This window comes from Streptomyces sp. NPDC048584 (assembly GCF_043199595.1).
GTDB classification, from domain to species: domain Bacteria; phylum Actinomycetota; class Actinomycetes; order Streptomycetales; family Streptomycetaceae; genus Streptomyces; species Streptomyces edwardsiae.
In genome coordinates, this window is the sequence record NZ_JBICWF010000001.1 from 268,552 (window position 1) to 291,278 (window position 22,727).

17 protein-coding genes are annotated in these 22,727 nt (G+C 71.1%); 4 read left to right on the forward strand and 13 right to left on the reverse strand.

The annotated features are described in order from the left end of the window. The first annotated feature begins 15 nt into the window (after positions 1–15). A complete protein-coding gene (locus tag ACGFR9_RS01095; protein ID WP_393201684.1) occupies positions 16–684 on the forward strand; it encodes a contact-dependent growth inhibition system immunity protein in 669 nt (222 codons plus the stop codon). A gap of 7 nt (positions 685–691) precedes the next feature. Here ACGFR9_RS01095 and ACGFR9_RS01100 read toward each other — a convergent pair whose 3' ends face one another. From ACGFR9_RS01100 to ACGFR9_RS01115, 4 genes are all read right to left on the reverse strand, one after another. Continuing rightward, positions 692–856: a hypothetical protein gene (locus ACGFR9_RS01100; RefSeq protein WP_393201686.1), complete on the reverse strand. Its 165-nt coding sequence runs from the start codon at positions 854–856 to the stop codon at positions 692–694. Positions 857–908: 52 nt separating this feature from the next. Next, on the reverse strand, positions 909–2,180 hold the full coding sequence (locus ACGFR9_RS01105) for a PQQ-binding-like beta-propeller repeat protein (protein WP_393201688.1): 1,272 nt from the start codon (positions 2,178–2,180) through the stop codon (positions 909–911). 179 nt (positions 2,181–2,359) lie between these two features. After that, positions 2,360–3,355 carry an alpha/beta hydrolase gene (locus ACGFR9_RS01110; RefSeq protein ID WP_393201690.1) on the reverse strand — a complete coding sequence of 332 codons (996 nt, stop codon included), beginning with the start codon at positions 3,353–3,355 and terminating at the stop codon, positions 2,360–2,362. A 93-nt stretch (positions 3,356–3,448) separates the two neighbouring features. Then, positions 3,449–4,261 (reverse strand): SAM-dependent methyltransferase, encoded by an 813-nt coding sequence (locus ACGFR9_RS01115; protein ID WP_393201692.1) that lies wholly within the window; start codon positions 4,259–4,261, stop codon positions 3,449–3,451. 222 nt (positions 4,262–4,483) lie between these two features. Between ACGFR9_RS01115 and ACGFR9_RS01120 the strand changes: the two genes are divergently transcribed. Next, the gene (locus ACGFR9_RS01120) at positions 4,484–5,293 is read left to right on the forward strand and encodes an SAM-dependent methyltransferase (RefSeq protein WP_393201694.1); all 810 of its coding nucleotides are present in this window, start codon (positions 4,484–4,486) and stop codon (positions 5,291–5,293) included. A 12-nt stretch (positions 5,294–5,305) separates the two neighbouring features. On the opposite strand, the gene ACGFR9_RS01125 is transcribed toward ACGFR9_RS01120, so the two are convergent. From ACGFR9_RS01125 to ACGFR9_RS01145, 5 genes are all read right to left on the reverse strand, one after another. Beyond that, complete coding sequence (locus ACGFR9_RS01125) at positions 5,306–7,183, reverse strand: discoidin domain-containing protein (RefSeq protein ID WP_393201696.1); 1,878 nt, start codon at positions 7,181–7,183, stop codon at positions 5,306–5,308. A gap of 135 nt (positions 7,184–7,318) precedes the next feature. Beyond that, the gene (locus ACGFR9_RS01130) at positions 7,319–8,680 is read right to left on the reverse strand and encodes a GH1 family beta-glucosidase (RefSeq protein ID WP_393201698.1); all 1,362 of its coding nucleotides are present in this window, start codon (positions 8,678–8,680) and stop codon (positions 7,319–7,321) included. 47 nt (positions 8,681–8,727) lie between these two features. Continuing rightward, entirely contained in the window at positions 8,728–9,567 is an 840-nt protein-coding gene (locus tag ACGFR9_RS01135; protein ID WP_393202730.1) for a carbohydrate ABC transporter permease, read from the reverse strand. A gap of 49 nt (positions 9,568–9,616) precedes the next feature. Beyond that, positions 9,617–10,621: a carbohydrate ABC transporter permease gene (locus ACGFR9_RS01140; RefSeq protein WP_393201700.1), complete on the reverse strand. Its 1,005-nt coding sequence runs from the start codon at positions 10,619–10,621 to the stop codon at positions 9,617–9,619. 37 nt (positions 10,622–10,658) lie between these two features. After that, entirely contained in the window at positions 10,659–11,975 is a 1,317-nt protein-coding gene (locus tag ACGFR9_RS01145; RefSeq protein ID WP_393201701.1) for an ABC transporter substrate-binding protein, read from the reverse strand. A 182-nt stretch (positions 11,976–12,157) separates the two neighbouring features. On the opposite strand from ACGFR9_RS01145, the gene ACGFR9_RS01150 reads away from it, so the two are divergent. Next, positions 12,158–13,465 carry an ROK family protein gene (locus ACGFR9_RS01150; protein WP_393201703.1) on the forward strand — a complete coding sequence of 436 codons (1,308 nt, stop codon included), beginning with the start codon at positions 12,158–12,160 and terminating at the stop codon, positions 13,463–13,465. Between the two features lie 477 nt (positions 13,466–13,942). Here the strand turns inward: ACGFR9_RS01150 and ACGFR9_RS01155 are convergent, their stop codons facing one another. The 4 genes from ACGFR9_RS01155 to ACGFR9_RS01170 all read right to left on the reverse strand — a co-directional run bounded on the left by ACGFR9_RS01155 (position 13,943) and on the right by ACGFR9_RS01170 (position 20,633). After that, positions 13,943–14,983, reverse strand: coding sequence for a LacI family DNA-binding transcriptional regulator (locus ACGFR9_RS01155; RefSeq protein ID WP_393201705.1), 1,041 nt, complete (start codon positions 14,981–14,983; stop codon positions 13,943–13,945). Positions 14,984–15,234: 251 nt separating this feature from the next. Then, the gene (locus ACGFR9_RS01160; protein WP_393202732.1) at positions 15,235–17,628 is read right to left on the reverse strand and encodes a glycoside hydrolase family 3 C-terminal domain-containing protein; all 2,394 of its coding nucleotides are present in this window, start codon (positions 17,626–17,628) and stop codon (positions 15,235–15,237) included. Positions 17,629–17,704: 76 nt separating this feature from the next. After that, entirely contained in the window at positions 17,705–19,450 is a 1,746-nt protein-coding gene (locus tag ACGFR9_RS01165; protein WP_393201707.1) for a discoidin domain-containing protein, read from the reverse strand. 118 nt (positions 19,451–19,568) lie between these two features. After that, positions 19,569–20,633, reverse strand: coding sequence for a DUF1996 domain-containing protein (locus tag ACGFR9_RS01170; protein WP_393201709.1), 1,065 nt, complete (start codon positions 20,631–20,633; stop codon positions 19,569–19,571). A gap of 280 nt (positions 20,634–20,913) precedes the next feature. Between ACGFR9_RS01170 and ACGFR9_RS01175 the strand changes: the two genes are divergently transcribed. Continuing rightward, on the forward strand, positions 20,914–22,716 hold the full coding sequence (locus ACGFR9_RS01175; RefSeq protein ID WP_393201710.1) for a coagulation factor 5/8 type domain-containing protein: 1,803 nt from the start codon (positions 20,914–20,916) through the stop codon (positions 22,714–22,716). Positions 22,717–22,727: the final 11 nt, after the last annotated feature.

The window sequence follows — 22,727 nt, forward strand, 5'->3', positions numbered from 1 at the left end:
TGACGGAGCAGCCTCATGCCATCGACTCCCGCGCCGGGTTTCCGGTTCTCCGAGGTTCAGGACCTCCTGGAGGCTTACGCGGCACAGGACTACACCTTCAACGACTCCCCCGAGGCTCCCGGACCGGCGCTGTCCGCGTACCTCAGGGTCGTTTCGAACGATCCGCAGCGGGCCGCCACGGCTGTACAACAGCTCGATGACCTTCTCCGCACCGGCCTCCAGTCCCCGGAGATCGGTGACGACATCGCACTCCTGCCGGAGATCGCGCCAGTCTCGGGCAGAAGCGTCGAAGAAAGTTTGCGTATCGCCCGTGATCATCTGGCCCGTCGGATCGGGCACGCCGCACCGGACGCACGCTTGCCGCAGAACAGCTGGGAGTACCGGGAGCAATTCCCCGAATTGAGCCAGTTCCTCGGTGCCTATTTCCACCAGGACTTCTTCGACGAGTACGCCTCGTACGGTGAGGCCGTCGACGACTACTTGGCGGGGGCGTCCGAGGCCGACCGGGGGCAGCTCGTGCGGGACATCGGGGAACTGCGTGCCCTGGCGGGGACGGACAGGGCGTTGAAGGAGGCCGTGTCCGTCCTCGGCATGGGCGTGGCTTCGCCGGCTGGGGTGGGGATCCGCCAGTGGTTGGATGACGTGTCCGGCATCGTTTCCCGCCACACCGGTGGTGGTCGGTAGCAGCTGCTCAGCCGTAGCAGGCCGGCAGGGGTTCCAGGCCCTCCGGCACTCCGTACCTGATGACCGCCGTGTACGCCTCCGCGATGTCGCAGCCCCTGTCGAACCATGGGTAGGCGAAGAAGCTCCAGATCACGAAGGCGATGACCAGCGTCCGGCGGGTGACCTTCGACATGGCTGGGTTGTTCCACCTCGCACGGCGGAATATGCGCTACCGCGTCAGCCCGTCACGCCGGCAGGGCGTGCAGCTTCCTGCCATGGAGGGCGAAGACCCGCTTGCCGTCGGTGGCGACCAGCCAGGCGTGGAAGTCACCGGTGCCGTCGTTGAACGTCCAGCGCACGTCACCGGTCTTCGCGTCCAGGGCGACGATGCCGCCCTTGTCGTCCAGGTCCGTGGCGCCGTAGAGGGTGCCGCCCGCCTTGACGTACTGGCGCGGCACCTGGAGTCCCGCCTTCGCCAGGGCCTCGGACTGCCAGAGCAGCTTGCCGGTGCGCGGATCGACGGCCCGCAGCGTCCTGTCGCTGTCGGCGATGTAGAGCACGTCCTCCAGGACGGCGGGCTCCTTGAACGCGGCGAATCCCGAGGTCTTCAGGGACCACTTCTCCTTGCCGTCGGACAGGTTGAAGGCCTGGAGGGTCCGGCCCTGCGGGACGATCACCAGCTCCTGGTGGACGGCGAAGAAGCCGTAGTTGGTCCTGGTCGTCCTGTGTGTCCACACCTGGCTGCCGGTGGCGGTGTCGCGGACGGTGAGGTTCTTCCTGAAGTCGGTGTAGACGAGGTGCCGGCCGCGGACGGCGGCGTGGATGCCGTTCTGCTCGGTTCCGGTGTCGCGCTGTTCCTTCCAGGCGATCCTGCCGGTGGCGCTGTCGAGGGCGGCGATGACGTTGGTCTTCGACGAGCCGTCGTCCTCGAGGATCTCGGCGATGACGTACACCTGCCGCTCGTCCACGGCGATCGGCCGCGGCTGCCGGTAGGCCTTGCTCAGGTGGCTGCGCCAGGTCTCCTTGCCGGTGGCGGGGTCGTAGCCGATGACGGAGCCGTCGTACTCGCTGCTCGCCAGGTACAGCGTGCCGTTGCCGAGCAGCAGGGGTGCGCCGGGTATGGCGCCGCCCGGCAGGGACCACTTCTTCCCGCCGGTCGCGGTGTCGAGGGCGGCCAGCGGACTGCCGCTCGCGATCACCACGCCGGCCGCCGTCACGAGCTCGTCGTTGTCGCCGTAGGTCTGGGCCGAGGTCGACTCGGTCCACAGCGGGTCGGGGGCCTGGCCGTCCTTGCCGGAGCCGGTGCCGCTGCCCGCCTCCTTCGGCTTGCCGGCGCCCGAACCGCCCGTGCCGCCGGCGTCCTCGACGTCCACCGCGTCCTCGTCGCAGCCGACCGCGCCCAAGGCCAGGGCGCCCAGTGCGAGCCCGCCGCCGGCCAGCCGCAGCATCCGCCGGCGCGAAGACGTCCCGGGCCTCGTGGTCGCTCCGTGGTTCACCATGCCGTCGCGCGTGGCCATTCGCCGTACCCCCGTGATGTGTCGGATTTCCGTGCGGGAGCCCTCGACGTGTCGCACGTGCGGACGCAGGCCCCTGCGACCAGGCACGTTAACCGGACTTTCGCGATGCAAACGCGGCAGGATCCCAACCGGGACAGCACCGTGAACCAATCGAGACAACATGGCGCCGGAGACCGGGATCAGCCGCCGTCGGTGCCCAACGCCCCCAGCAGCATCGGCAGTGACGCGTGCAGCTCGCGTTCCCAGTAGGCCCAGCCGTGGGTACCCGGGCCGTAGAAGTGGGTCGTCACCTGCCGTGCGCCTACGCGGTTCAGCTCGGCCGCGAGGGCGTGGTTCTGGCGGTTGAAGTCGGCCTCCAGGGCGCTGGTGGCGCCCGGTGGGTCGAGGGGACCGGTGGTGCCGTCGCCGCAGGAGAGGTAGACCGGGAGTGCTTTCAGGCGCTTGGCGAGATGGACGGGGTCGTGCGCCTGCCAGATCCGGCGCTGGGCGACCGGGTCGCCCCAGACGCGGAGCGGGTCGGTGTCCTGGCCGGCGAAGAAGCCCATGATGCGGTCGACGGACTCGGAGTCGAGAAGGGGGTGGGCGGAACCGGAGTAAGCCGCCGTCGCCTTGAACATTCCGGGGTGCCGGGCGGCGTACAGCAGGGCGCCCTGGCCACCCATGGACAGTCCGGCGACCACGCGGTCGCGGCCCGCGCCCCAGTCGCTTTCCAGGAGGTGACGCAGGTCCTTGGTGTGGAACGTCTCCCATGCCGGGTCGCCGCCCTGCCCGTGGTTCCACCAGTCGCTGTACCAGCCGTTCCAGCCGGCCTCGGGCATCACGACGAGGACGTCGCGCAGGCTGTCGGTCTCCGCCACGTCGGTCATGCTCGTCCACGACGTGTAGTCGCCGCAGCAGCCGTGCAGCAGCCAGAGCGTGGGCCAGTGCCGGTGCCGCTCACCGGGGTTCCAGCCGTCGGGTGTGAGGAGGCGGACCTTGACCGTACCGCCGCCCAGCGCCGTCGAGCGGACCGACAGGTCCACCTGCCGGGGCGCGACCTGGGTGACGGCCACGACCTCCGCGCCGGGACGGCGTGCCGTGTCGGCGGCCAGCGCGCGGGGCGCGGCCGGCGTGAGGACGGCGGCCAGCACCACGGCCACGGTGAGCAGGAATCTGGCTCGCGGGTTCGTGAACACGGCGGCTCCCGGGGAGGGTTGCCGGTCGCGCTGCCGTTCCGGCCACGGACACCGACCGACCCATGCTGCGCACAAGTATCGGCCGGTTCCGGCTTACGTCAAGACGGCCCCGTGCTCCGCCCGGGGGACGCGCGCGACGCCCACGTAGAAGCCGCTGCGTTCCCGCGCCGGTGCCGGTTCCTCCTGGTACCACTCGGTGGCGAACACCAGGCCGGGCGCGACGAGTTCCAGGCCCTCGAAGAAGGGCTCGACCTCGCCGCGGGTGCGCATCCGGAGCGGGATCGCACCCTTCTTGTACGCGGTCTCGGTCTCCTGCTTCAGCTCCGGGTGCTGGTCGGCTGTTCCGTGCGAGAGGAGCAGGTAGCTGCCGGAGGGGAGTTCTTCGACGAGGGTGCGTACGAGGCGGTACGGGTCCTCGTCGTCGGGCAGGAAGTGGAGCAGGGCGATCAGGGAGAGGGCGATCGGGCGGTCGAAGTCCAGGACGGCGCGGGCGCGTTCGAGGATGGTCGCGGGCTCTCGTACGTCGGCGAGGAGGAAGTCGGTGGTGCCTTCCGGGGTGCTGGCCAGCAGCGCTTCGGCGTGGCGGAGGACGATGGGGTCGTTGTCCGCGTAGACGATCCGGGCGTCCGGTCTGGTCGCCTGCACGATCTGGTGCAGGTTGGGTTCGGTGGGGATTCCGGTGCCGATGTCCAGGAACTGGCCGACGCCCGCCTTCGCCAGCCAGGCCGCGGCGCGGTGCATGAACGCCCTGTTCCGGGCCGCGTTGCCCCGCGCCTCCGCCGGGAGGGTCTCGCCGACCTGCTGGTCGACGGGGTAGTTGTCCTTGCCGCCCAGCAGCCAGTCGTAGACGCGGGCGGGGTGCGGCTTGCTCGTGTCTATGTGGGCTCTGGGTGTACCGGTGGTCACAGGACACTCCTCCGTGCTGCGGAACGGCATCGTCGGGTCGTCAGCCTAGCCGGGCACGCCTACGCGCCCAGGGCGAGTGAACACCCGTCGACCAGACGGTTGTTGAGCCGCGTAGGGGAACAGCGACCAAGGAGCGTCGGGCTTCCTCCTCGTGCCAGGATGATGTTCCGTCAGGCACTCACGCGGGTGCCGGCCCGCGAGTTGAGAACGGAGCCAGGTCGCATGACCTCCCTGAGCAGCGGCGAGAACGCCGACCGGATCGACACGAGCAAGCCCCACCCCGCCCGGATGTACGACTACTTCCTCGGCGGGAAGGACAACTACGAGGTCGACCAGCTGGCCGCCGAGCAGTTCATGAAGGCGGCGCCCGAGGTGCGGGAGGGAGTTCTGGCCAACCGGCACTTCATGCACCGCGCGGTGCGGCATGTGGTGGCCGAGGGCGGGATCCGCCAGATACTCGACGTCGGCACGGGCCTGCCCACCGAACCCAACGTGCACCAGATCGCGCGGTCGATCGCCCCGGAGACCCGGGTCGCCTACGTCGACAACGACCCCATCGTCGCGACCCACTCGAGGGCCCTGGCGGACGACCCGGACACCACCGTCGTCCTGGCCGACCTGCGCGATCCGGGCGCGATCCTCGATGACCCCGAGGTGCGCGCGGTCATCGACTTCGACCGGCCGGTGGCACTGCTGCTGGTGGCCGTCGTGCACTTCGTCGCCGACGCGGAGGACCCGGCGGGCATCGTCGCCACCCTGCGCGACGCACTGCCGGCCGGGTCCTACCTCGTCCTGTCCCATGCGACGGGTGACGTCCACGAGGACCGGCGCGAGGACGCGGCGGCCGTTTACAGGAAGGCCACCGCGTCCCTCAACCTGCGCGCGCACACCACGGTGCTCGACCTGTTCGGCGACTTCGCGATGGTCGAGCCGGGGCTGGTACGGGTCACCGACTGGCGCCCCGAGGAGGTACGGCGCCCCGACGCCCCGCCGATCGGCATCTACGGCGGAGTGGCGCGCAAGGGCGCCTGACGCACGACGGCGCTACCCCTTCTGCTCGACCCGCACCCAGTCCACCTCCGCCCGCACTCCCCCGGCCGCGATCCGGTCCACGCTGGACTGCGGCAGGCCCCAGTACGGGGTGGTGACCTTGTTCCAGCCGGCCGGGTAGGCGCCGCCGAGGGCCAGGTTGAGGATCACGTACTGGTTGTGGTCGAAGACCCAGGCGCCGCGTGTGGATTCGAGCTTGTTGCGGGTCGTCTCCTGGACGAGGCGGTCGTCGACGGAGAACTTCATGCCGGTCGGGGTCCACTCCACCGCGTAGGTGTGCCACTGGTCGGCGCGGCCGCCGTTCGGGTAGGTCTGGCGGGCGCCGATGTTGCCGTCGGCCGAGTAGCCGGGGCCGTGCAGGGCGGTGCTGGTCCAGTCGCCGTAGCCGATGTTCTCCATGATGTCGGTCTCGCCGGACGCCGGCCAGGACACCGTGGGGTCGTCGACGTTGCTGCCGAGAAGCCAGAAGGCGGGCCAGAAGCCGTCACCGACCGGGAGCTTCATACGGGCGCTGACCCGGCCGTAGGTGAAGTCGAATCTGGTGTTGGTGTCGATTCGGCCGGAGGTGAAGTCGTAGGTGCCGCCGCCGGCCTTGGTGCAGCCCTTGCAGTGCTTGGCCTCGAGGACCAGACTGCCGTTCTCCTGGCGGATGTTGTCCGTGGAGTCGACGTACGCCTGGGACTCGCCGTTGACCGAGCCCATCTCCGTGCCGGTGCGGACCACGCGCCACTTGGCGCGGTCGAGGGAGGCGGTGGTGAAGTCGTCGAAGAACGTGGTGCGGTACGAGCCCGGCTGCTCCGCCGGGAGCGCCGGGTAGGCCGCCGCCGCGCTGCCGCCGGTGCCCCAGACCTCGAACTCGTAGAGCGAGTAGCCGAACTGGGCGGTCGCGGGAGCCGGGTTGTAGAAGGAGCGGCGCTCCTTGCCGAGCATACGGACGTAGCGGCCGGTGGCCGGCTGCGTGAGCCGGACCGAGTCGTGCAGGCCCACCGCCTCACCCGGGGACTTCACGTTGGCACGGCGGGACGCCACTTCGGAGGCCGAGGGGCGGTAGACCGTACGCCAGGTGCGGTTGTCGTCGGAGACCTGGAGTTCGTAGTCGACGGCGTAGGCGGCCTCCCAGTAGAGGTCGACCGTGTCTACGGTGGAGCGTGCGCCGAGGTCGACGGAGACCCAGCGGTCGGCGTTCCAGTCGCTCGACCAGCGCGACTGGTCCGCCTTGAGGTCGGCCGGCCGCCCACCGTCGGTGACGAATGCCGGTGAGTTGCCGGCGTGTTGGTAGAAGTTCGCGTACGCGGGGTGGTTGAGGGCGAGGTTGGTGCGGGTCGTCGACGCGGGGGCGGGTTCACCGCCGTAGACCTTGAAGGAGTAGAGGGAGTAGCCCCACGGGGTGGCGCGTTCCACGCCGCGCATCCGGACATAGCGGCCGGTGACGTCCTGGGGATAGGTGTGGGCCGTGACCGAGCCGCCGGTGCCGTCGGTCTCCGTGTAGAAGGGGGTCCAGTCGGTGCCGTTCCCGGAGACCTCGAGGACGTAGCGTTTGCCGTAGGCGGCCTCCCAGTCGAGGACGACGCGGTCGATACGGATCGTGGTGCCGAGGTCCAGGCGGATCCAGGCGTTGTCGGCGAAGTCGCTGGACCAGCGGGTGGCGCCGTTGCCGTCGAAGGCGAGGCCGGGGGCGACGCCCGCGTTCTCGCTGCCGGAGGCGGTGGCCCCGGCCGGGTTCGCGGCGTACGCGGTGGCCGCGCGGTCGGTGTCCCAGGCGGCGGCCGCGGCGAGCGGCCCGGCGGTGGGGGCGGCGATGGCGGGGCCCGCGGTCAGTACGGCCGCCGTGGTGAGGGCGGTGAGGAGGAGGCGTGGGGTACGGGATGACATGCGGCTCTCCTTGGGAGGGAGGGTGGGGCGCCGGTTCCCCGCGAGATCTCACTGAATGACACGCTCATGACATGCATGAGCCCGGGTGGCCCCCGGTGGGCGCGGACGACCGTCCGTCCGCGCCCACCGGTCACATCAGGCCGCTCGCCGTGCGCGGTCCGCGTGGCCGCGGATGATGTCCGCGTACCGGTGGCCGGAGCCCTTGATGGTGCGGGCCTGGGTCTCGTAGTCGACGTGGACGAGGCCGAAGCGCTTGTCGTAGCCGTACGCCCACTCGAAGTTGTCCAGCAGCGACCAGGCGAAGTACCCGGCCAGCGGGGCGCCCTTGCGGGCGGCCGAGGCACAGGCCGCGAGATGGGCGGCGAGGTAGTCCCGGCGCTCCGGGTCGTCGATCGTGCCGTCGGGGCGGACGACGTCGGGGAAGGACGAGCCGTTCTCGGTGATGTACAGCCTGCGCGCGCCGTAGTCGTCGGTCAGGCGCAGCAGCAGGTCCTCGATGCCGCTCGCGTCGATCTCCCAGTCCATGCCGGTGCGCGGGACGCCGTCGCGGCGGACGGTGCGGACGCGTGGGGCCGGTCCTGTGGGGTCGTCGGCGACGGTCTGCGGGAAGTAGTAGTTCAGGCCGAGCCAGTCCAGGTCGGCGCCGATCAGCTTCATGTCGCCCTCCTGCTCGGGGAGTTCGACGCCGTACACCTCCCGCATGTCCTCGGGGAAGCCGCGGCCGTGGACCGGGTCCAGCCACCAGCGGTTGGTGTGGCCGTCCATGCGGCGGGCCGCCGCCAGGTCCTCCTCGCGGTCACTGGCCGCGTGGATGGTGGAGAGGTTGTTGACGATGCCGACCTGGGCGCCCGGGGCGGCCGAGCGGATCGCCCGCATCGCCATGCCGTGGCCGAGGAGCAGGTGGTAGGAGGCGCGGACCGCCGCCGTCAGGTCGGTCAGGCCGGGGGCCATGACGCCTTCGAGGTGGCCGATCCAGGCCGAGCAGAGGGGCTCGTTGAGGGTGGCCCAGTGGCCGACGCGGTCACCGAGGCGTTCGGCGACGACGGAGGCGTACGAGGCGAAGTGCTCGGCGGTGGAGCGCTCCTGCCAGCCGCGGTCCCGGTCCTGGAGCGCCTGCGGGAGGTCCCAGTGGTAGAGGGTGACGGACGGGGTGATGCCCGCCTCGAGCAGGCCGTCGATCAACTCGTCGTAGAAGGCGAGGCCCTTGGCGTTGACCGGTCCGTCGCCGCCCGGCACCACGCGCGGCCAGGCGATGGACAGACGGTAGGCGTTGGTGCCGAGCCGGCGCATCAGGTCGATGTCCTCGCGCCAGCGGTGGTAGTGGTCGCAGGCGACGTCGCCGTGGTCGTCGTTGTCGATCTTTCCCGGGGTGTGGGAGAAGGTGTCCCAGATCGACGGTGAACGGCCGTCCTCCGCCGCGGCTCCCTCGATCTGGTACGCCGATGTGGCCGTGCCCCACAGGAAGTCGTGCGGGAGTGCGGCGAAGTCGATGCTCACGTAAGTCCTTTCGTTCTGTTCGGGGAGGATCTGTTCACGGAGGGCGGTCACTTGACCGCGCCCGCGGTCAGTCCGGCCACCAGATAGCGCTGGAGCAGCAGGAAGCCGGCCACCACGGGAATGCTCACCACCAGCGACGCGGCCATGATCTGGTTCCAGTACACGTCGTTCTGGGTGGAGTAGCCCTGGAGGCCGACGGCGAGGGTGCGGGTGGTGTCGTTGGTCATGACGGAGGCGAAGAGGACCTCGCCCCAGGCGGTCATGAAGGCGTAGACGGCGACCGCGACGATGCCGGGGATGGCCGCCGGGACCACGACCTTGATCAGCGCCCTGAGCGGGCCGCAGCCGTCGACCAGGGCCGCCTCGTCCAAGTCCTTCGGCACCGAGTCGAAGTAGCCGATCAGCATCCAGATGGAGAAGGGGAGGGAGAAGGTCAGATAGGTGAGGATCAGGCCGCCGCGGGAGCCGAACAGGGCGATTCCGGTGGCGTTGCCGATGTTCACGTAGATGAGGAAGAGGGGCAGCAGGAAGAGGATGCCCGGGAACATCTGCGTGGACAGGACGGTCACCGAGAAGACGCGCTTGCCCCGGAACTCGTAGCGGCTGACCGCGTACGCGGCGAACACCGCGATCACGACCGAGCAGACGGTCGCCACGCCGGCCACGATCAGGGAGTTCACGAAGTACTTCGCCAGCGGCACCGTCGACCAGATGTCGATGTACGGGCGGATCGTCAGGCCGGTGGGCAGCCAGCGGAACTTGCCGGTGACGTCCTCCAGCGGTTTGAGTGAGCTGGAGACCATGACGTACACCGGCAGCAGCACGAAGCCGGTGAGCAGGGTCAGGAAGACACGGCGCGTCCACAGGAAGGACGCCGGGACGGCCATCGGGGACCGGGTCACGGCCGTACGGGACCGGGGTGCGGCCGTCTTGGTGCTAGACACGGGCGGACCTCCGCCGTTCGCGCGACGTCAGGAACAGGTACACGCCCGTCACGACGAGCAGGAAGAGCAGCAGCAGGACCGACATGGCGGAGCCGGTGCCGAAGTTCCAGGTGACGAACGACGACTGGTAGATATGGATGGAGATCAGGTCGGCGGCCTCGGGGGCGGCCTTGCCGAACAGCACGTACGGCGTGTTGAAGTCGTTGAACGTCCACAGGAACAGCACCAGGACCAGTACCTGGTTGACCGGGCGCAGCGACGGCAGGGTGATGCGGCGGATCTGCTGCCAGACGCCGGCGCCGTCCAGCGCGGCGGCCTCGTACAGCTCCTTGGGGATGTTCTGCAGGCCGGCCATGACGATGAGGAACGCGAACGGCCAGCCCTTCCACACCGATACGACGAGCAGCGCGATGAAGCTGTTGTCGCCGATCAGCCAGAAGGAGGGCTTGTCCGTGAGACCGAGCTGGTCGTGCAGGACGTGGTTCACCAGGCCGTTGTCGTGCTGGAACATGAACGCCCAGGTGATGACGGCCGCGTAGACCGGCAGGGCGTACGGCACCAGGAAGACGGCCCGGAGCAGGCCCCGGCCGCGGAAGGTGTCCTGCATGCAGATCGCCGCGACCGTGCCGATGAACCAGCACAGGCCGACGGAGAGCAGCGTGAACGCGCAGGTGACGAGGAAGGAGTGGAGCAGCGCCTCACCGACCGGGGCGCTGAAGTCCACCGACATCCTGTAGTTGTCGAGGGCGGTCCAGGGCGCCGTGGTCCAGTCCCGGATGTAGAACTGGGTGAGCTCCTTGAAGCTCATCACGATGCCGATGACCATCGGCACCAGGTGGACGAGGAGTTCGAGCAGCAGGGCCGGCAGGAGCAGCAGGTAGGGCAGTCCGATGCGGCGGATCCGCCCGGTGCGGCGGCGGGGTCCGCGCGCCGCACCGGGGGAGTTCTTGCCGACCGTCCGCTCGCCCGGCCCCGCCGGGGCGGTCGTGGTGGTCATGGAGATGTCCGTGTCCGTGTCGGAGTCGGGTGGGCGGTCACTTGGCCGGCATCTGCTGCTGCGCCTTGGCGAGCTTGGCCTTCACCGACTCGGTGGTCACCTCGCGGCCGGCGGCGGCGTCGGCGAACAGTTCCTTCACGGCCGTACCGACCGCCGTCTCGAACTGCGACTCGTCCGGCACCTGCGGCAGCGCGGCGGCGCTGGTGGCGAGCGTCTCCCGCAGTACTGCGGTGGCCTGGGTGTTGAACGCCGCGTCGGACTGGGCGGCCTTGACCGGCGGGATGGAGCCGTAGGCCTTGTTGAGGATCTTCTGCTCGGCGTCGCTGGTCATGAACTTCACGAACTTCGTGGCGCCGTCGACGTTGTCGGTGTTCTTGAACACGGCCATGTTGATGCCGGCGACCATGGAGTTGGTGCTCTCGCCGGTGCCGGGGGTGCCGGACGCGACGGGGGCGGGGGCGACGCCCCACTGGTCGTCCTTCATGCCCATGGTCTTGAAGGTGGCCGAGGCGGTCTGCCAGAGCACCATCGCCGTCTTGCCCTTGGCGAAGTCGCTGAGGGACTGGTTCTGCGCGTATTCGGCGTTGCCGGGGGCGATGACCTTGTCCTTGGCCATCAGGTCGACGTACTGCTTGACGGCGGCGACGGCGCCGTCGGAGGTGAAGTCGGGCTTGCCGTCGGCGGTGAAGAAGTCGGCGCCGTGCTGTTTGCCGAGGACGAAGATCTGGTGGATGTTGTTCGACAGGTTGGAACCCTCGGCGCCGAGGCCCCACTTCCCGTCCTTGGAGATCTTCTTGCCGGTCTCGACCAGCTCGTCCCAGGTGGCCGGCGGCTTGGTGACGCCCGCGTCGGCGAACATCTGCTTGTTGTAGTAGAGCGCGTAGGCCATCGAGTACAGCGGCACCGCGGCCGGGTCCTGACCCTCGACGCCGGTCGAGCCGAGCGCGGAGTCGACGAAGCGGTCCTTACCGCCGATCTTGCCGAAGTTCTTGGCGTCCCAGGGCAGCAGCGCGCCGGTGGCCTGAAGGGAGGCGCTCCAGGTGTTGCCGATGTTCAGGACGTCGGGGCCCTGGCCGGAGGTGGTGGCGGTGAGGATCCGGTTGAGCAGGTCGGACCAGGGAACGACCTCCAGCTTCACCTTGATCCCGGTCTCCTTCTCGAACTTGTCGAGCTCCGGCTGAAGGACCTTCTTGTCGATCTCGACGCTGGCGCCCTGGTTGGAGGCCCAGTAGGTGAGTTCCTTCGGCGAGTCGTTGGACCCGCCGCCCGTCGACGAGCCCCCGCCGCAGGCCGAGGCGGCGAGTGCGAGAGACATGGTGACGGCGCCTATGGCTGCGGCTCGGATGCTGCGCATGGCTTCTGGGTCCCTTTCCGGGAGGCGAGAAGTCAGAGGCCTGCTTCCGGAAACGACACCCCGTTCGCGTCCCGAAGCTCCTCATGGCTTAATTTAGGACGTGAGTTAAACCTCAAGAGAAGGACACGTCAAGGTGTCGCGCACGGTCGGACGCCGGCTGTGGGCCACGGAGGAGGGGCGCAATGGCCAGACAGACCGGACGCACCGTCCGTGACCTGCGGCGGGACAACCGCACCGCCGTTCTGCAACGGTTGTATTTCGACGGGCCGATGAGCAGGCTCGCGCTGGGTTCCGCCGCCGGGATGAGCTCGGGCTCCGTCAGCAACGTCGTAGCCGAACTCCTCGCCGAAGGGCTGGTGGAGGAGGCCGGCAGCCTCGGCGCGGACGGCGGCCGGCCGCGCACACTGGTCCGCGTCGTGGCGGACCGGGGGCGGTTGATCGGGGTCGACGTGGGGGAAACCCGGGTGCGGGTCGAGCTGTTCGACCTCGCGATGAGCGAACTGGCGCGCACGGAGCGACTGTTGCCCGGTCATGGGAGACGGTCGTACGACGTCGGCGTGGTCGCCGGGCATATCCTCGACGGTGTCGCGGAGGTGCTGGGCGCGGCGGGGGCGGGGGGCGGTGAGCTGCTGGGCGTGGGCATCGGGGTGCCCGGGATCGTCGAGCAGACCTCGGACGGTCCCCTGGTGCACGGGCAGACCGTCGGCTGGGACGCCGTACCGCTGGAGCGGCTGCTGCGGGCGCCGGGGCGGCTGCCGTCCGGTCTGCCGGTGTTCATCGACAACGGGGCGAGGACGCTGGGACAGGCCGAGATGTGGTTCGGCGGGGGGCGCGGGGCGCGCGACGCGGTGGTGGTGCTGTTCGGTTCGGGGGTCGGGGCGTGTGTCGTCGCCGACGAGCTGGCGGGGGGCCGGGCCGTGGAGTGGGGGCATCTGACGGTACGGGTGCGGGGGCGCCGGTGCCGTTGTGGTGCGCGGGGGTGTCTGGAGGCGTACGCGGGTGCGGAGGCGCTGGTCGCGCGGTGGCGGGAGGCGGGGGGCCGGCCGCCGGACGGTCTGGACGAGGAGGGGGCGCTGACGGCGTTGCTGGCGGAGGGGGCGGCAGGGGATGTGGTGGCGGTGGGGGTGCTGGAGGAGACGGCGGAGTATCTGGGGGCGGGGCTGGCCGACCTGATCAATCTCTTCCAGCCCGAGCGGATCCTCGTCGGCGGGTGGGCGGGGCTGCAGCTGGGGGCGCGGTTCCTGGAGGATGTGCGGCGGCATGCGCTGGCGTACGCGCTGCGGCGGCCCGCCGCACGGGTCGACATCGTGCTCGGCCGGCTGGGACCGGACGCGGTGACGGTGGGGGCGGCGATCCTTCCGCTGGCGGACTTCTTCGGGCGCGGGGGGCAGCGTGCGCCGATGCCTCCGGCGCCGGCGCCGGCGTGGCGGGCGGCGCTCGGGGGGCGGCTGGCGCCGCCTGCTGTGGTGAGCGGGGGCACGCCGGAGTGAGGGCGAGCCGGGAGGCGCCGCACGTCACGGTGAACCGGGGCACGCGGGAGCAAGGGCCCGCCGGCAGGCACCGCACCTCACGGTGAAACGGGGCACGCGGGAGCAAGGGCCCGCCGGCAGGCACCGCACGTCACGGTGAACCGGGACACGCGGGAGCAAGGGCCCGCCGGCAGGCACCGCACCTCACGGTGAACCGGGGCACGCGGGAGCAAGGGCCCGCCGGCAGGCACCGCACCTCACGGTGCCCCGGGGCACGCGGGAGCAAGGGCCCGCCGGGAGGCGCCGCTGCGCCCACCCGTGCCGCCCCAGCGGCACGATTGCCCGCAGCTGGGCGGGCTGGGCAGGGCCCACCTCTCCAGCACCGCACCGGAAACACCCCCAGGGGCGCGGGGAACCGCGCGACCAGCCACCGACGGCCCGCAGCCGAGTGCCCTCAAGGAGGCGTGGAACCGCGCGGCCGGGGCCCGCTGCCGAGCACTACGCGGAGTCGCGTACCACCAGTTCCGGGTCGAAGATCACCGATGTCGGGGCGGCGCGCCGCCCGCCGATGTGGTCGTCGAGGAGGGACGACATCGTCGACGCCATGTCCTCGACCGGCTGGCGGATCGTCGTCAGGCGGGGCCGGCACGTGACCGCCACGCTCGAGTCGTCGAAGCCGACGACCGCCACGTCCTGCGGCACCCGGCGCCCCTGGTCGCGCAGGACCTGGATCGCCCCCTGGGCCATCAGGTCGTTCGCGGTGAACACCCCGTCGACGTCCGGGTGCTGGGCGAGCAGCGACGCCATCGCCGACATGCCGCTGTCGACCGTGAACCCGCCCTCGGCGACCGGCACATACGGGTCCCCGTGCCGGGCCAGGGTGTCCCGGAACCCGGCGAGGCGTTCCTGGCTCGCCGCGACCGCGAGCGGACCGGTGACGGTGGCGATCCGGCGGCAGCCGCGCGCCAGCAGATGCTCGGCGGCGAGCCGGCCGCCCTCGCGATGGGCGAGGTCGACGTAGCTGAGCGGCACCGGACGCCCGGGCCGGGCGAACAGCACCGCCGGCAGCCGGGCGTCGGCCAGCAGCGCGGGCAGCGGGTCGTCGTGGTGGGTGGACACCACGAGCGCGCCGTCCGCACCGCCCTGGCGGAGGTACGACACGACCTCCTGACGGCTCTCTGGCGTCTCGGCGAACATCAGCACCGGGTGCATTCCGCGCGGCCGCAGCCGTCCGACCACACCCCCGACGACGCGGCCGAAGAAGGGGTCGGCGAACACCCGCGTGGCGAAGGCGTTCTGCTCCGTGTCGGAGGAGTCCCCCGCGCCGGAGACGACCAGCGCCACGGTCGTGGTGCGCCGGGTGACCAGTTGCCGGGCCGCCTGGTTGGGGGTGTAGCCGGTGCGTTCGATGGCCCGGCGGACCAGGTCCTGGATGCCGGGGTCCACGTTGCGGACGCCGTTGACCACCCGGGACACGGTGGCCCGGGAGACGCCGGCCTCCCGGGCCACGTCCTCCAGGGTCGGGGCCTGTCTGCTCATGACGGCACCTTAACCGTCGGGCCCGCGCGCCCGGTAGAGCGCTCTCCCGCACTCGCCCCGGCCGGGGGTGCCGCCCCGGCCCACGGACCCGGGCCACCACCGCCGGCGCCGGCCCGGCAGGGCGCACTCCCGCGCGCTCCCCGGCCCGCCCAGGTACACCGGGGCGCGCTCCCCAGCCCGCCCCGGTGTACCTGCCTTCCGCCGGGCCCCGCCCGCCGGAGCGCACCCCGATCCCGTCCTCGTCCGAGGTGTCACGCCGACGCACGGACCTCCGCCGCCAGGGGCAGCTCCCCCGCCGAGCGGCCCGCCAGTACCCGGCACGGGCCCGGTTCGACCTGCCAGGTGTGGTGCTCCACCGACCAGTGCCGCAGTGCCCGCGCCGGGAGCCGTACCCGTGCCGTCACCGTCTCCCCCGGACCGGCGTGCACGGCCGCGTACCCGGCGAGCCACCGTTCGGGGCGGTCGACCGGGCCGGGTGGCCGGGCGAGATAGACCTGGACGACCTCCCGGCCCGCCCGCTCACCGGTGTTGCGCACCCGCACCGTCACCGACAGGTCCTCCCCCGCCCGCCAGACAGGTGGCACACTCAACTCCTCGTACGACCATGTCGTATAGCCGAGGCCGTGCCCGAACCAGTACGCGGGAACCCGCCGTTCGCGCAGCCAGCCGCGGTAGCCGACGTGCAGGCCCTCGTCGTACGGGAGCCGGCCGTCGACCGGGCGGGTGCGGGTGACGGGGGCGTCGGCGAGGACGGCGGGCCAGGTGGTGGGCAGCCGGCCGCCCGGCTCGGCGCGTCCGAAAAGCACGTCGGCCAGCCCTCCGCCGCCCTCCTGCCCGGGGAACCAGGCCAGCAGGACCGCGGCCGCCGCCTCCCGCCACGGCATCTCGACGGGCCCGCCGCTGTTGACCACGGCGACCGTGCGCGGATTGGCGGCGGCAACGGCGTGGACGAGCGCGTCCTGGCCGGCGCCGAGAGCGAGGTCGGTCCGGTCGTAGCCCTCGGACTCGCCGTGTTCGGTCGTGCCGACGACCACGATCGCCGCGTCCGCCTCCCGTGCCGCGCGGGCCGCCCCGGCCAGCGACGCGGCGATGTCCGGGGCCGGCGGGGCGGCGCTGACGACGGTCGCGCGGCCGGTGCCCGGCGCCAGTTCACGGCGGGCCACCAGCAGCACGTCCCGGCCGGCCACCAACTCGGCGGCGGCGTACCGGGCGGGCGGGTTCACGTGGACGACCGCCGGATCGTCGGTCGCGGGCGGGTACTGCCCGTCCAGGATCACACGGCCGTCCAGGGTCAGGCTCATCCGCCCGAAGCCCGCGACGCCGAGCGTCCAGCGGCCCCCGGTGTGGGGAAGCAGCCGGGCGCTGACCTCGACGGTGCGCGCGCCCGGCACCGGACGCGGCTCCAACAGACGCCCTCCGCCCCGCCGTTCGGCGTACAGTTCGGCGCCTTCGGCATCGAGTACGCGCAGCAGCACTCCGGGCAGGCCGGAGCGCGGGTCGGCGCACATCGCGGCGTCCAGCGCGGGTGCGGGGCCGTCCGGTCGGGGGCCGGGGACGTGGACGACGTGGGCGCGGCCGCGCAGTGCGGCCCGGACGCCGTCCAGGACGGAGACCTCGTCCTGCGGGAAGACGCCCGCGCTGCCGCCGCCCTGGGTGCGGGTCCGTGCGGCGTGCTCCCCGATCACGGCGACCGTCCCGAGGCGGCCGGGGTCCAGGGGCAGGACGCCCCGGTTGCTCAGCAGCACCGCCCCGGCGGCGACGGCCCGCCGGGCCAGGGCGCGTACGTCCCGGGTGCGCATCGGGGCGCGGGCGGGGGGCCGTTCGTCACCGAGGGCGCCGCAGCGGGCGGCGAGCCGCAGCAGGCGCCGTACCTTGTCGTCGACGGCCGCCTCGGGCACGCTGCCGTCGGCAACCGCGCGGGCCAGGGCCTCGCCCCAGGGGCCGTCCGGCCCGGGCATGGCGAGGTCCAGCGCGGCACACGCGGTGGGTACGGTGTCGCGCACCGCTCCCCAGTCGGAGACGACGACACCGTCGAAGCCCCATTCGCTCTTCAGCGGGTCGGCGAGCAGCCCGCTGGCGGTCATCGTGGTGCCGTCGACCGCGTTGTAGCCGGCCATGACCAGTCGTACCCCGGCGGCCACCGCGGCCTCGAAGGGCGCCAGATACACCTCCCGCAGGGCGCGTTCGCCGACGCGTACGTCGACGGTGAGCCGGTCGGTCTCGGAGTCGTTGGCCACGTAGTGCTTGGCCGTCGCGGCCACCCCTCCCGCCTGGACGCCGCGGACGAGGGCGGCGCCGATCCGGCCGGTCAGCTCCGGGTCCTCGGAGAAGCACTCGAAGTGCCGGCCGGCCAGCGGGCTGCGGTGCAGATTGAGGTTGGGGGCGAGCAGGACGTGCACGCCCTTGCGCCGTGCCTCGGCGGCGAGGAGGCCGCCGAGGCGTTCGACGAGTGTCTCGTCCCAGGTGGCGGCGAGTGCGGTCGCGGACGGCAGCAGCACGGCGGTACTGCGCTCGTCCCACGACTGCCCGCGTACGCCCGCCGGTCCGTCCGACATCACCAACTCGCGCAGCGCCACGGCCGGTTCGGCGCGGGTGCGCCAGGTCGTGGCTCCGCTGAGCAGCAACGCCCGTGCGCGCGGCGTCATTTTGCCCAGCAGCCGCTCGATGTCTTCCTCGCTCGTCCCCACCCGGGTCCCCACCCTCTCTCTTCTCGATGTCGCTTCAGCTGTAGACGCCGAACTCGTACAGCGAGTAGCCGTAACCGGTGCCGCGTGCGGTGCCGTTGACCCGGACGTAGCGGCCGGTCCCGGTCACGTCGAGGGTGTCGACACCGCCGTTGCCGTCGGTGACGGTGCGTACGGTCTGCCAGTTCTGTCCGTCGTCGGAGGTCTGGATGGTGTACGCCCGGGCGTAGGAGGTCTCCCAGTACAGCTGCACATGCCGGAAGGCGGTACGGCTGCCGAGGTCCACGCGCAGCCACTGCGGGTCGCTCCAGTCACTGGCCCACCGCGTGGTCGCGTTCCCGTCCACGGCGTTGCCGGCGGGGCAGGGGCAGTCGCCGTAACTCTGCTGGTACGACGAGGCGGTGGCCGGTCTGCCGAGGGCCACGTTGGTGCCGTCCACGGCGGGCGGCACGACCCGCGCGGAGAGGGTCTCGACGCCGACGTTGCCGTGGCCGTCGGTGGCCTTGACGTACAGCTTCCACACACCGGGCCGTTCGGGCGCGGTGACCCTCAGCCGCCCGCCGCCCAGGTCGGTGACCGGCAGGGTGGTCAACTGCTTGCTCTGGTCGATGTAGTTGCTGTTGGCCTGCACCTCGTAGGCGATCCGGTCGCCGTCCGGGTCGGTGGCACGGGTGGTGAGCATCAGGTCCTTGCCCGCCTGCACCCGCCCCGCGTCGCCCTCGACGCCGAAGCCGGAGACGACCGGCGGGGTGTTGTCGCGCGAGGTGTCACCGCCGTACGCCCGCTTCACGGCGTAGTACGACAGCCGTTTCTCGCCCGCCGGGAGGAGGTTGAACCAGATGCCGCCGAAGTCGTACTCGGTGCCGTAGTGGAACAGGGTCGCGCCGAGGGCGACGCCGCGGTGCCCGGTGACGCAGTTCCAGGCCTTGGTGTACCCCTCGGCCTTCGCCTGGTCGGTGGGCTCCTTCGGTACGCCGTTGGCGTCGTCCGGCACCTCCCACTCGCCGGCCGGACCGGACTCGGTGACGATGTACGGCTTGGTGTAGCCGCCCTGTTCCCAGGCGGCCCGGACGTCACAGACGGCGTTGTACGAGTTGACCGCGTACAGGTCCAGGTCGGGGGCGTTCCTCTTGTAGTACGGCCAGGCACCGACCCAGGCATCGGTGGAGGTCACCGGGTGGTTGGGGTCGACGGCGTGGACCTGCTTCGTCACGTCGTTGACGAAGGTGGTGTAGGCGTCGCGCTGCCGCTCGAGTTCGTCGCCGCTGTAGCAGTTCTGCAGGCCGAGCACGGACTCGTTGCCGACGTTCCACATGAGGACGCCCGGGTGGTCCTTGTACTCCCGCACCCAGCGCGGGAACTCGGCGAGCATCTGCTCCTTGTACGCCGTGTCGGTCAGGTAGTTCACGCAGCCGCCGCTGCCCGGTCCGCCGCCGGGTTGCAGCCAGAACCCGGCGATGACCTTGACGCCGTGCGCGGCGGCGGAGTCGAGCAGGGGCCTGCTGCTCGCGTCCGTGCCCCAGGTGCGGATGGTGTTGACGCCCATGGACTTCAGGTCGGGCATGTAGCGGTCGGCGTCGGCGACGGAGGGGCCCCAGGTCAGGCCCTTGATCTGGTAAGGGCTGCCGTCGACGGTCAGCTGCCAGTTCCCCTGGCCGCCGGTGACCTTCACCGTGCTGCCCGCGGCGACGGCCTCCGGGACGGGCAGGGCGGTGAGGGCGCCGACGGTGAGCAGGGCGGCGGTCAGGGGTGCGGTGAGTCTGCGGGCGTGTGGTCGGCTCATGTGGGGTCTCCGGGTACGGGGTGGGGGGCGGCCCGGCCGTGACAGGGCGTGGACGGCCGGGCCGGCCCGTTCGGTGCGGCCGGCCCGCCCTCGCGGGGAGCCGGCCGGGAGGGCGGGTTCAGGGCAGTTCGTAGTGCTCGTTCAGGGCCGCGCCTGCCTCCGGGTGGTTCTGGTCGTAGCCGCGCGCGTCGCACTGCAGACCGCCGACGACGCAGTGGTCGACCATGGCCTTCAGGGTGCGTTCGTCCCACGCGTTGAAGAAGTCGTAGTGGAACGAGTAGCCCGCGCCACTGGCCAGCCGCACCCGTGAGAGGTCGCCGTTGACCGGGAACGCCATCTTGAACTCGATCATCGGCAGGGCCACCGGGTGGGAGGCCGGGCAGATGTTGTTGTTGGTACCGGGGTTGACCACCGGATAGGCCATGTGAGCCTGGTGGTTCGGGGTGTCCAGGTTGCGGCCGTCCCAGCAACTGGGTGCCTGGAAACGGATGTTGACCTGGACATCACGGCGGTCGGGGCAGTCGGCCGGGAAGTCGACGTTGAAGAAGCTGTCACCGCACTCCCAGCCCTCGACGAAGCCCCGGTGGCCGCGGAACTCCTGGGCGCTCTGCATGGGGCTGCCGACGACATAGCGCAGCCCCTTGGGGAAGGGCCGCACGCTGGTGTAGTCGGTGACGCCGGCCTTGTAGTAGATGACCTGCGGACCCACCGGCAGCACCGGCTGGTCGCCGTCGTACATGGTGGGCATCCAGTACGCCGACCGGTCGCCGGGGGCGAGACAGGTGGTGGAACCCGCGGCGAGCGAGGCCGTCGTGCTGTTCGCGTTGGTCGTCGTGTTGCCCATGAACGTGTGGTCGTGGGACTTGCCGGGCTGCTGCGGGTAGACGATCGGGTCGTCGGGCGCCGTGTGGGTGACCGAGCAGTTGGCCTGGAACTCGTGGAAGTAGCGGTGCGGCGGCTCCTTCGTGGACGGGCTGACACCGGTGACGGGCGGGTTCGCGGGGATGTAGCCGTCGCCGTCCGGGTCCTCGGGCGAGGCGGCGGTCGAGACCGCCATGGTGTGCCCGGCGGGGTGCACGGCCGGAGCGTCGGCGCCGGCCGCGACCGTGCCCACCCCGATCGAGGTCAGCAGTAACGCGGTCGCGATCAGTGTGCCGGACAGAACTCTTGATCTCCGTGGCATGGAGACCTCCTGAGAGGGGTCGGGGAAAATCTCGGAGAGCGCTCTCCCACGGACGGAGTGTTGAGCTCCTGACGGGAAGGTGTCAAGGGATCCGGCACAAGGATCAACAGGTCATGCGCTCACATCGCCAACGGGCGACGTACGCACACTTGTTGAACACGGCGAAGGTTGAACGGTCATAACTCTTGACGTGTCTCGCACACAGATGAAACATGCAGACCCAGAGAGCGCTCCCCCACCCCCACATCGTTCACTTTCCGAACAAGGAGAGAGACGCCCCATGCCCGCTTCCCCCACGAACTCCCCCGCACCCGAGCCCTCCGGGGTACGGCGCCGGGCCCTGCTGGGCGCCGCCGCGGCCGCTCCCGTACTGGCCGCCGGCCTGTCCACAACGGCCGCCGCCGCGCCCCCGGCGGGGCGGAAGAAGCCGCGCCGACTGCGGGCCGGCGGCGATCTCGGCCCCAACGTGATCGTCTTCGACCCGTCCACGCCGGGCATCCAGGGCCGCCTGGACGAGATCTTCCGGCAACAGGAGAGCGCCCAGTTCGGCACCGGCCGCTATCAACTCCTGTTCAAGCCGGGCACATACAACGGGCTCAACGCCCAAATTGGTTTCTACACCTCCATCTCCGGGCTGGGTCTCTCCCCCGACGACACCACCATCAACGGTGATGTGACGGTCGACGCGGGCTGGTTCGACGGCAACGCCACACAGAACTTCTGGCGTTCGGCGGAGAACCTCGCCGTCGTCCCGGTCAACGGCACCAACCGGTGGGCGGTCGCGCAGGCGGCCCCGTTCCGGCGGATGCACATTCGCGGCGGACTCAACCTCGCTCCGGACGGCTACGGCTGGGCCAGCGGCGGCTACATCGCGGACAGCCGGGTCGACGGCACGGTCGGGCCGTACTCGCAGCAGCAGTGGTACACCCGTGACAGTTCGGTCGGCGGCTGGACCAACGGCGTCTGGAACATGGTGTTCTCGGGTGTCGAGGGCGCTCCCGCGCAGGGCTTCCCGGAGCCGCCGTACACCACGCTCGACAGGACCCCGATCTCCCGCGAGAAGCCCTTCCTGTACCTCGAAGGCGACCAGTACCGCGTCTTCCTGCCCGCGCTGCGCACCGACGCGCGCGGTGTCACCTGGGGCAACGGCACCCCGCGCGGCACCTCGCTGCCGCTGGACCGCTTCTACGTCGCGAAGCCGGGCGACTCGGCGGCCACCCTCAACCAGGCGCTCGACCAGGGCCTCAACCTGCTGCTCACGCCGGGTATCTACCACGTCGACCAGCCGGTCCGGGTGGACCGCGCCGGCACGGTCGTCCTGGGCCTCGGCTACGCCACCCTGATCCCCGGCAACGGGGTCACCGCCCTCAAGGTCGCCGACGTCGACGGCGTACGCCTCGCGGGCTTCCTCATCGACGCCGGGCCCGTCAACTCGCCCGTCCTGCTGGAGGTCGGCCCGGACGGCGCCTCCGGGAACCACTCCGCCGACCCCGTCACCGTGCAGGACGTCTTCCTCCGCGTCGGCGGGGCCGGTCCCGGCAGGGCGACCACCGCGATGGTGGTCAACTCCCGGCACACCATCGTCGACCACACCTGGGTCTGGCGCGCCGACCACGGCGACGGCGTCGGCTGGGAGACCAACCGCTGCGACTACGGTGTCGTCGTCAACGGCCATGACGTCCTCGCCACCGGCCTGTTCGTCGAGCACTTCAACAAGTACGACGTGCAGTGGAACGGCGAGCGGGGCCGCACGATCTTCTTCCAGAACGAGAAGGCGTACGACGCCCCCGACCAGGCCGCCGTGCAGAACGGCTCGGTCAAGGGCTACGCCGCGTACAAGGTCGGCGACCATGTCACCACCCACGAGGGCTGGGGCATGGGCAGTTACTGCTACTACAACGTGAACCCGGGCATCGTCCAGCACCACGGCTTCGCCGCCCCGAACCGGCCGGACGTGCGCTTCCACGGACTGCTGGTGGTGTCGCTGAGCGGCAACGGGCAGTACGAGTGCGTCATCAACGACACCGGTTCACCGACGTCCGGCACCGACACGGTGCCCTCCAAGGTGGTGTCGTACCCCTGATCCCGCCGCCG

What these genes read in the sequence shown, in the direction of transcription:
- ACGFR9_RS01095 (WP_393201684.1), top strand. Translation starts at nt 16, where the DNA reads ATGCCATCGACTCCCGCGCCGGGTTTCCGGTTCTCCGAGGTTCAGGAC.
- ACGFR9_RS01100 (WP_393201686.1), bottom strand. Translation starts at nt 856, where the DNA reads ATGTCGAAGGTCACCCGCCGGACGCTGGTCATCGCCTTCGTGATCTGG.
- ACGFR9_RS01105 (WP_393201688.1), bottom strand. Translation starts at nt 2,180, where the DNA reads ATGGCCACGCGCGACGGCATGGTGAACCACGGAGCGACCACGAGGCCC.
- ACGFR9_RS01120 (WP_393201694.1), top strand. Translation starts at nt 4,484, where the DNA reads ATGACCTCCCTGAGCAGCGGCGAGAACGCCGACCGGATCGACACGAGC.
- ACGFR9_RS01125 (WP_393201696.1), bottom strand. Translation starts at nt 7,183, where the DNA reads ATGTCATCCCGTACCCCACGCCTCCTCCTCACCGCCCTCACCACGGCG.
- ACGFR9_RS01135 (WP_393202730.1), bottom strand. Translation starts at nt 9,567, where the DNA reads ATGGCCGTCCCGGCGTCCTTCCTGTGGACGCGCCGTGTCTTCCTGACC.
- ACGFR9_RS01140 (WP_393201700.1), bottom strand. Translation starts at nt 10,621, where the DNA reads ATGACCACCACGACCGCCCCGGCGGGGCCGGGCGAGCGGACGGTCGGC.
- ACGFR9_RS01145 (WP_393201701.1), bottom strand. Translation starts at nt 11,975, where the DNA reads ATGCGCAGCATCCGAGCCGCAGCCATAGGCGCCGTCACCATGTCTCTC.
- ACGFR9_RS01150 (WP_393201703.1), top strand. Translation starts at nt 12,158, where the DNA reads ATGGCCAGACAGACCGGACGCACCGTCCGTGACCTGCGGCGGGACAAC.
- ACGFR9_RS01155 (WP_393201705.1), bottom strand. Translation starts at nt 14,983, where the DNA reads ATGAGCAGACAGGCCCCGACCCTGGAGGACGTGGCCCGGGAGGCCGGC.
- ACGFR9_RS01160 (WP_393202732.1), bottom strand. Translation starts at nt 17,628, where the DNA reads ATGACGCCGCGCGCACGGGCGTTGCTGCTCAGCGGAGCCACGACCTGG.
- ACGFR9_RS01165 (WP_393201707.1), bottom strand. Translation starts at nt 19,450, where the DNA reads ATGAGCCGACCACACGCCCGCAGACTCACCGCACCCCTGACCGCCGCC.
- ACGFR9_RS01170 (WP_393201709.1), bottom strand. Translation starts at nt 20,633, where the DNA reads ATGCCACGGAGATCAAGAGTTCTGTCCGGCACACTGATCGCGACCGCG.
- ACGFR9_RS01175 (WP_393201710.1), top strand. Translation starts at nt 20,914, where the DNA reads ATGCCCGCTTCCCCCACGAACTCCCCCGCACCCGAGCCCTCCGGGGTA.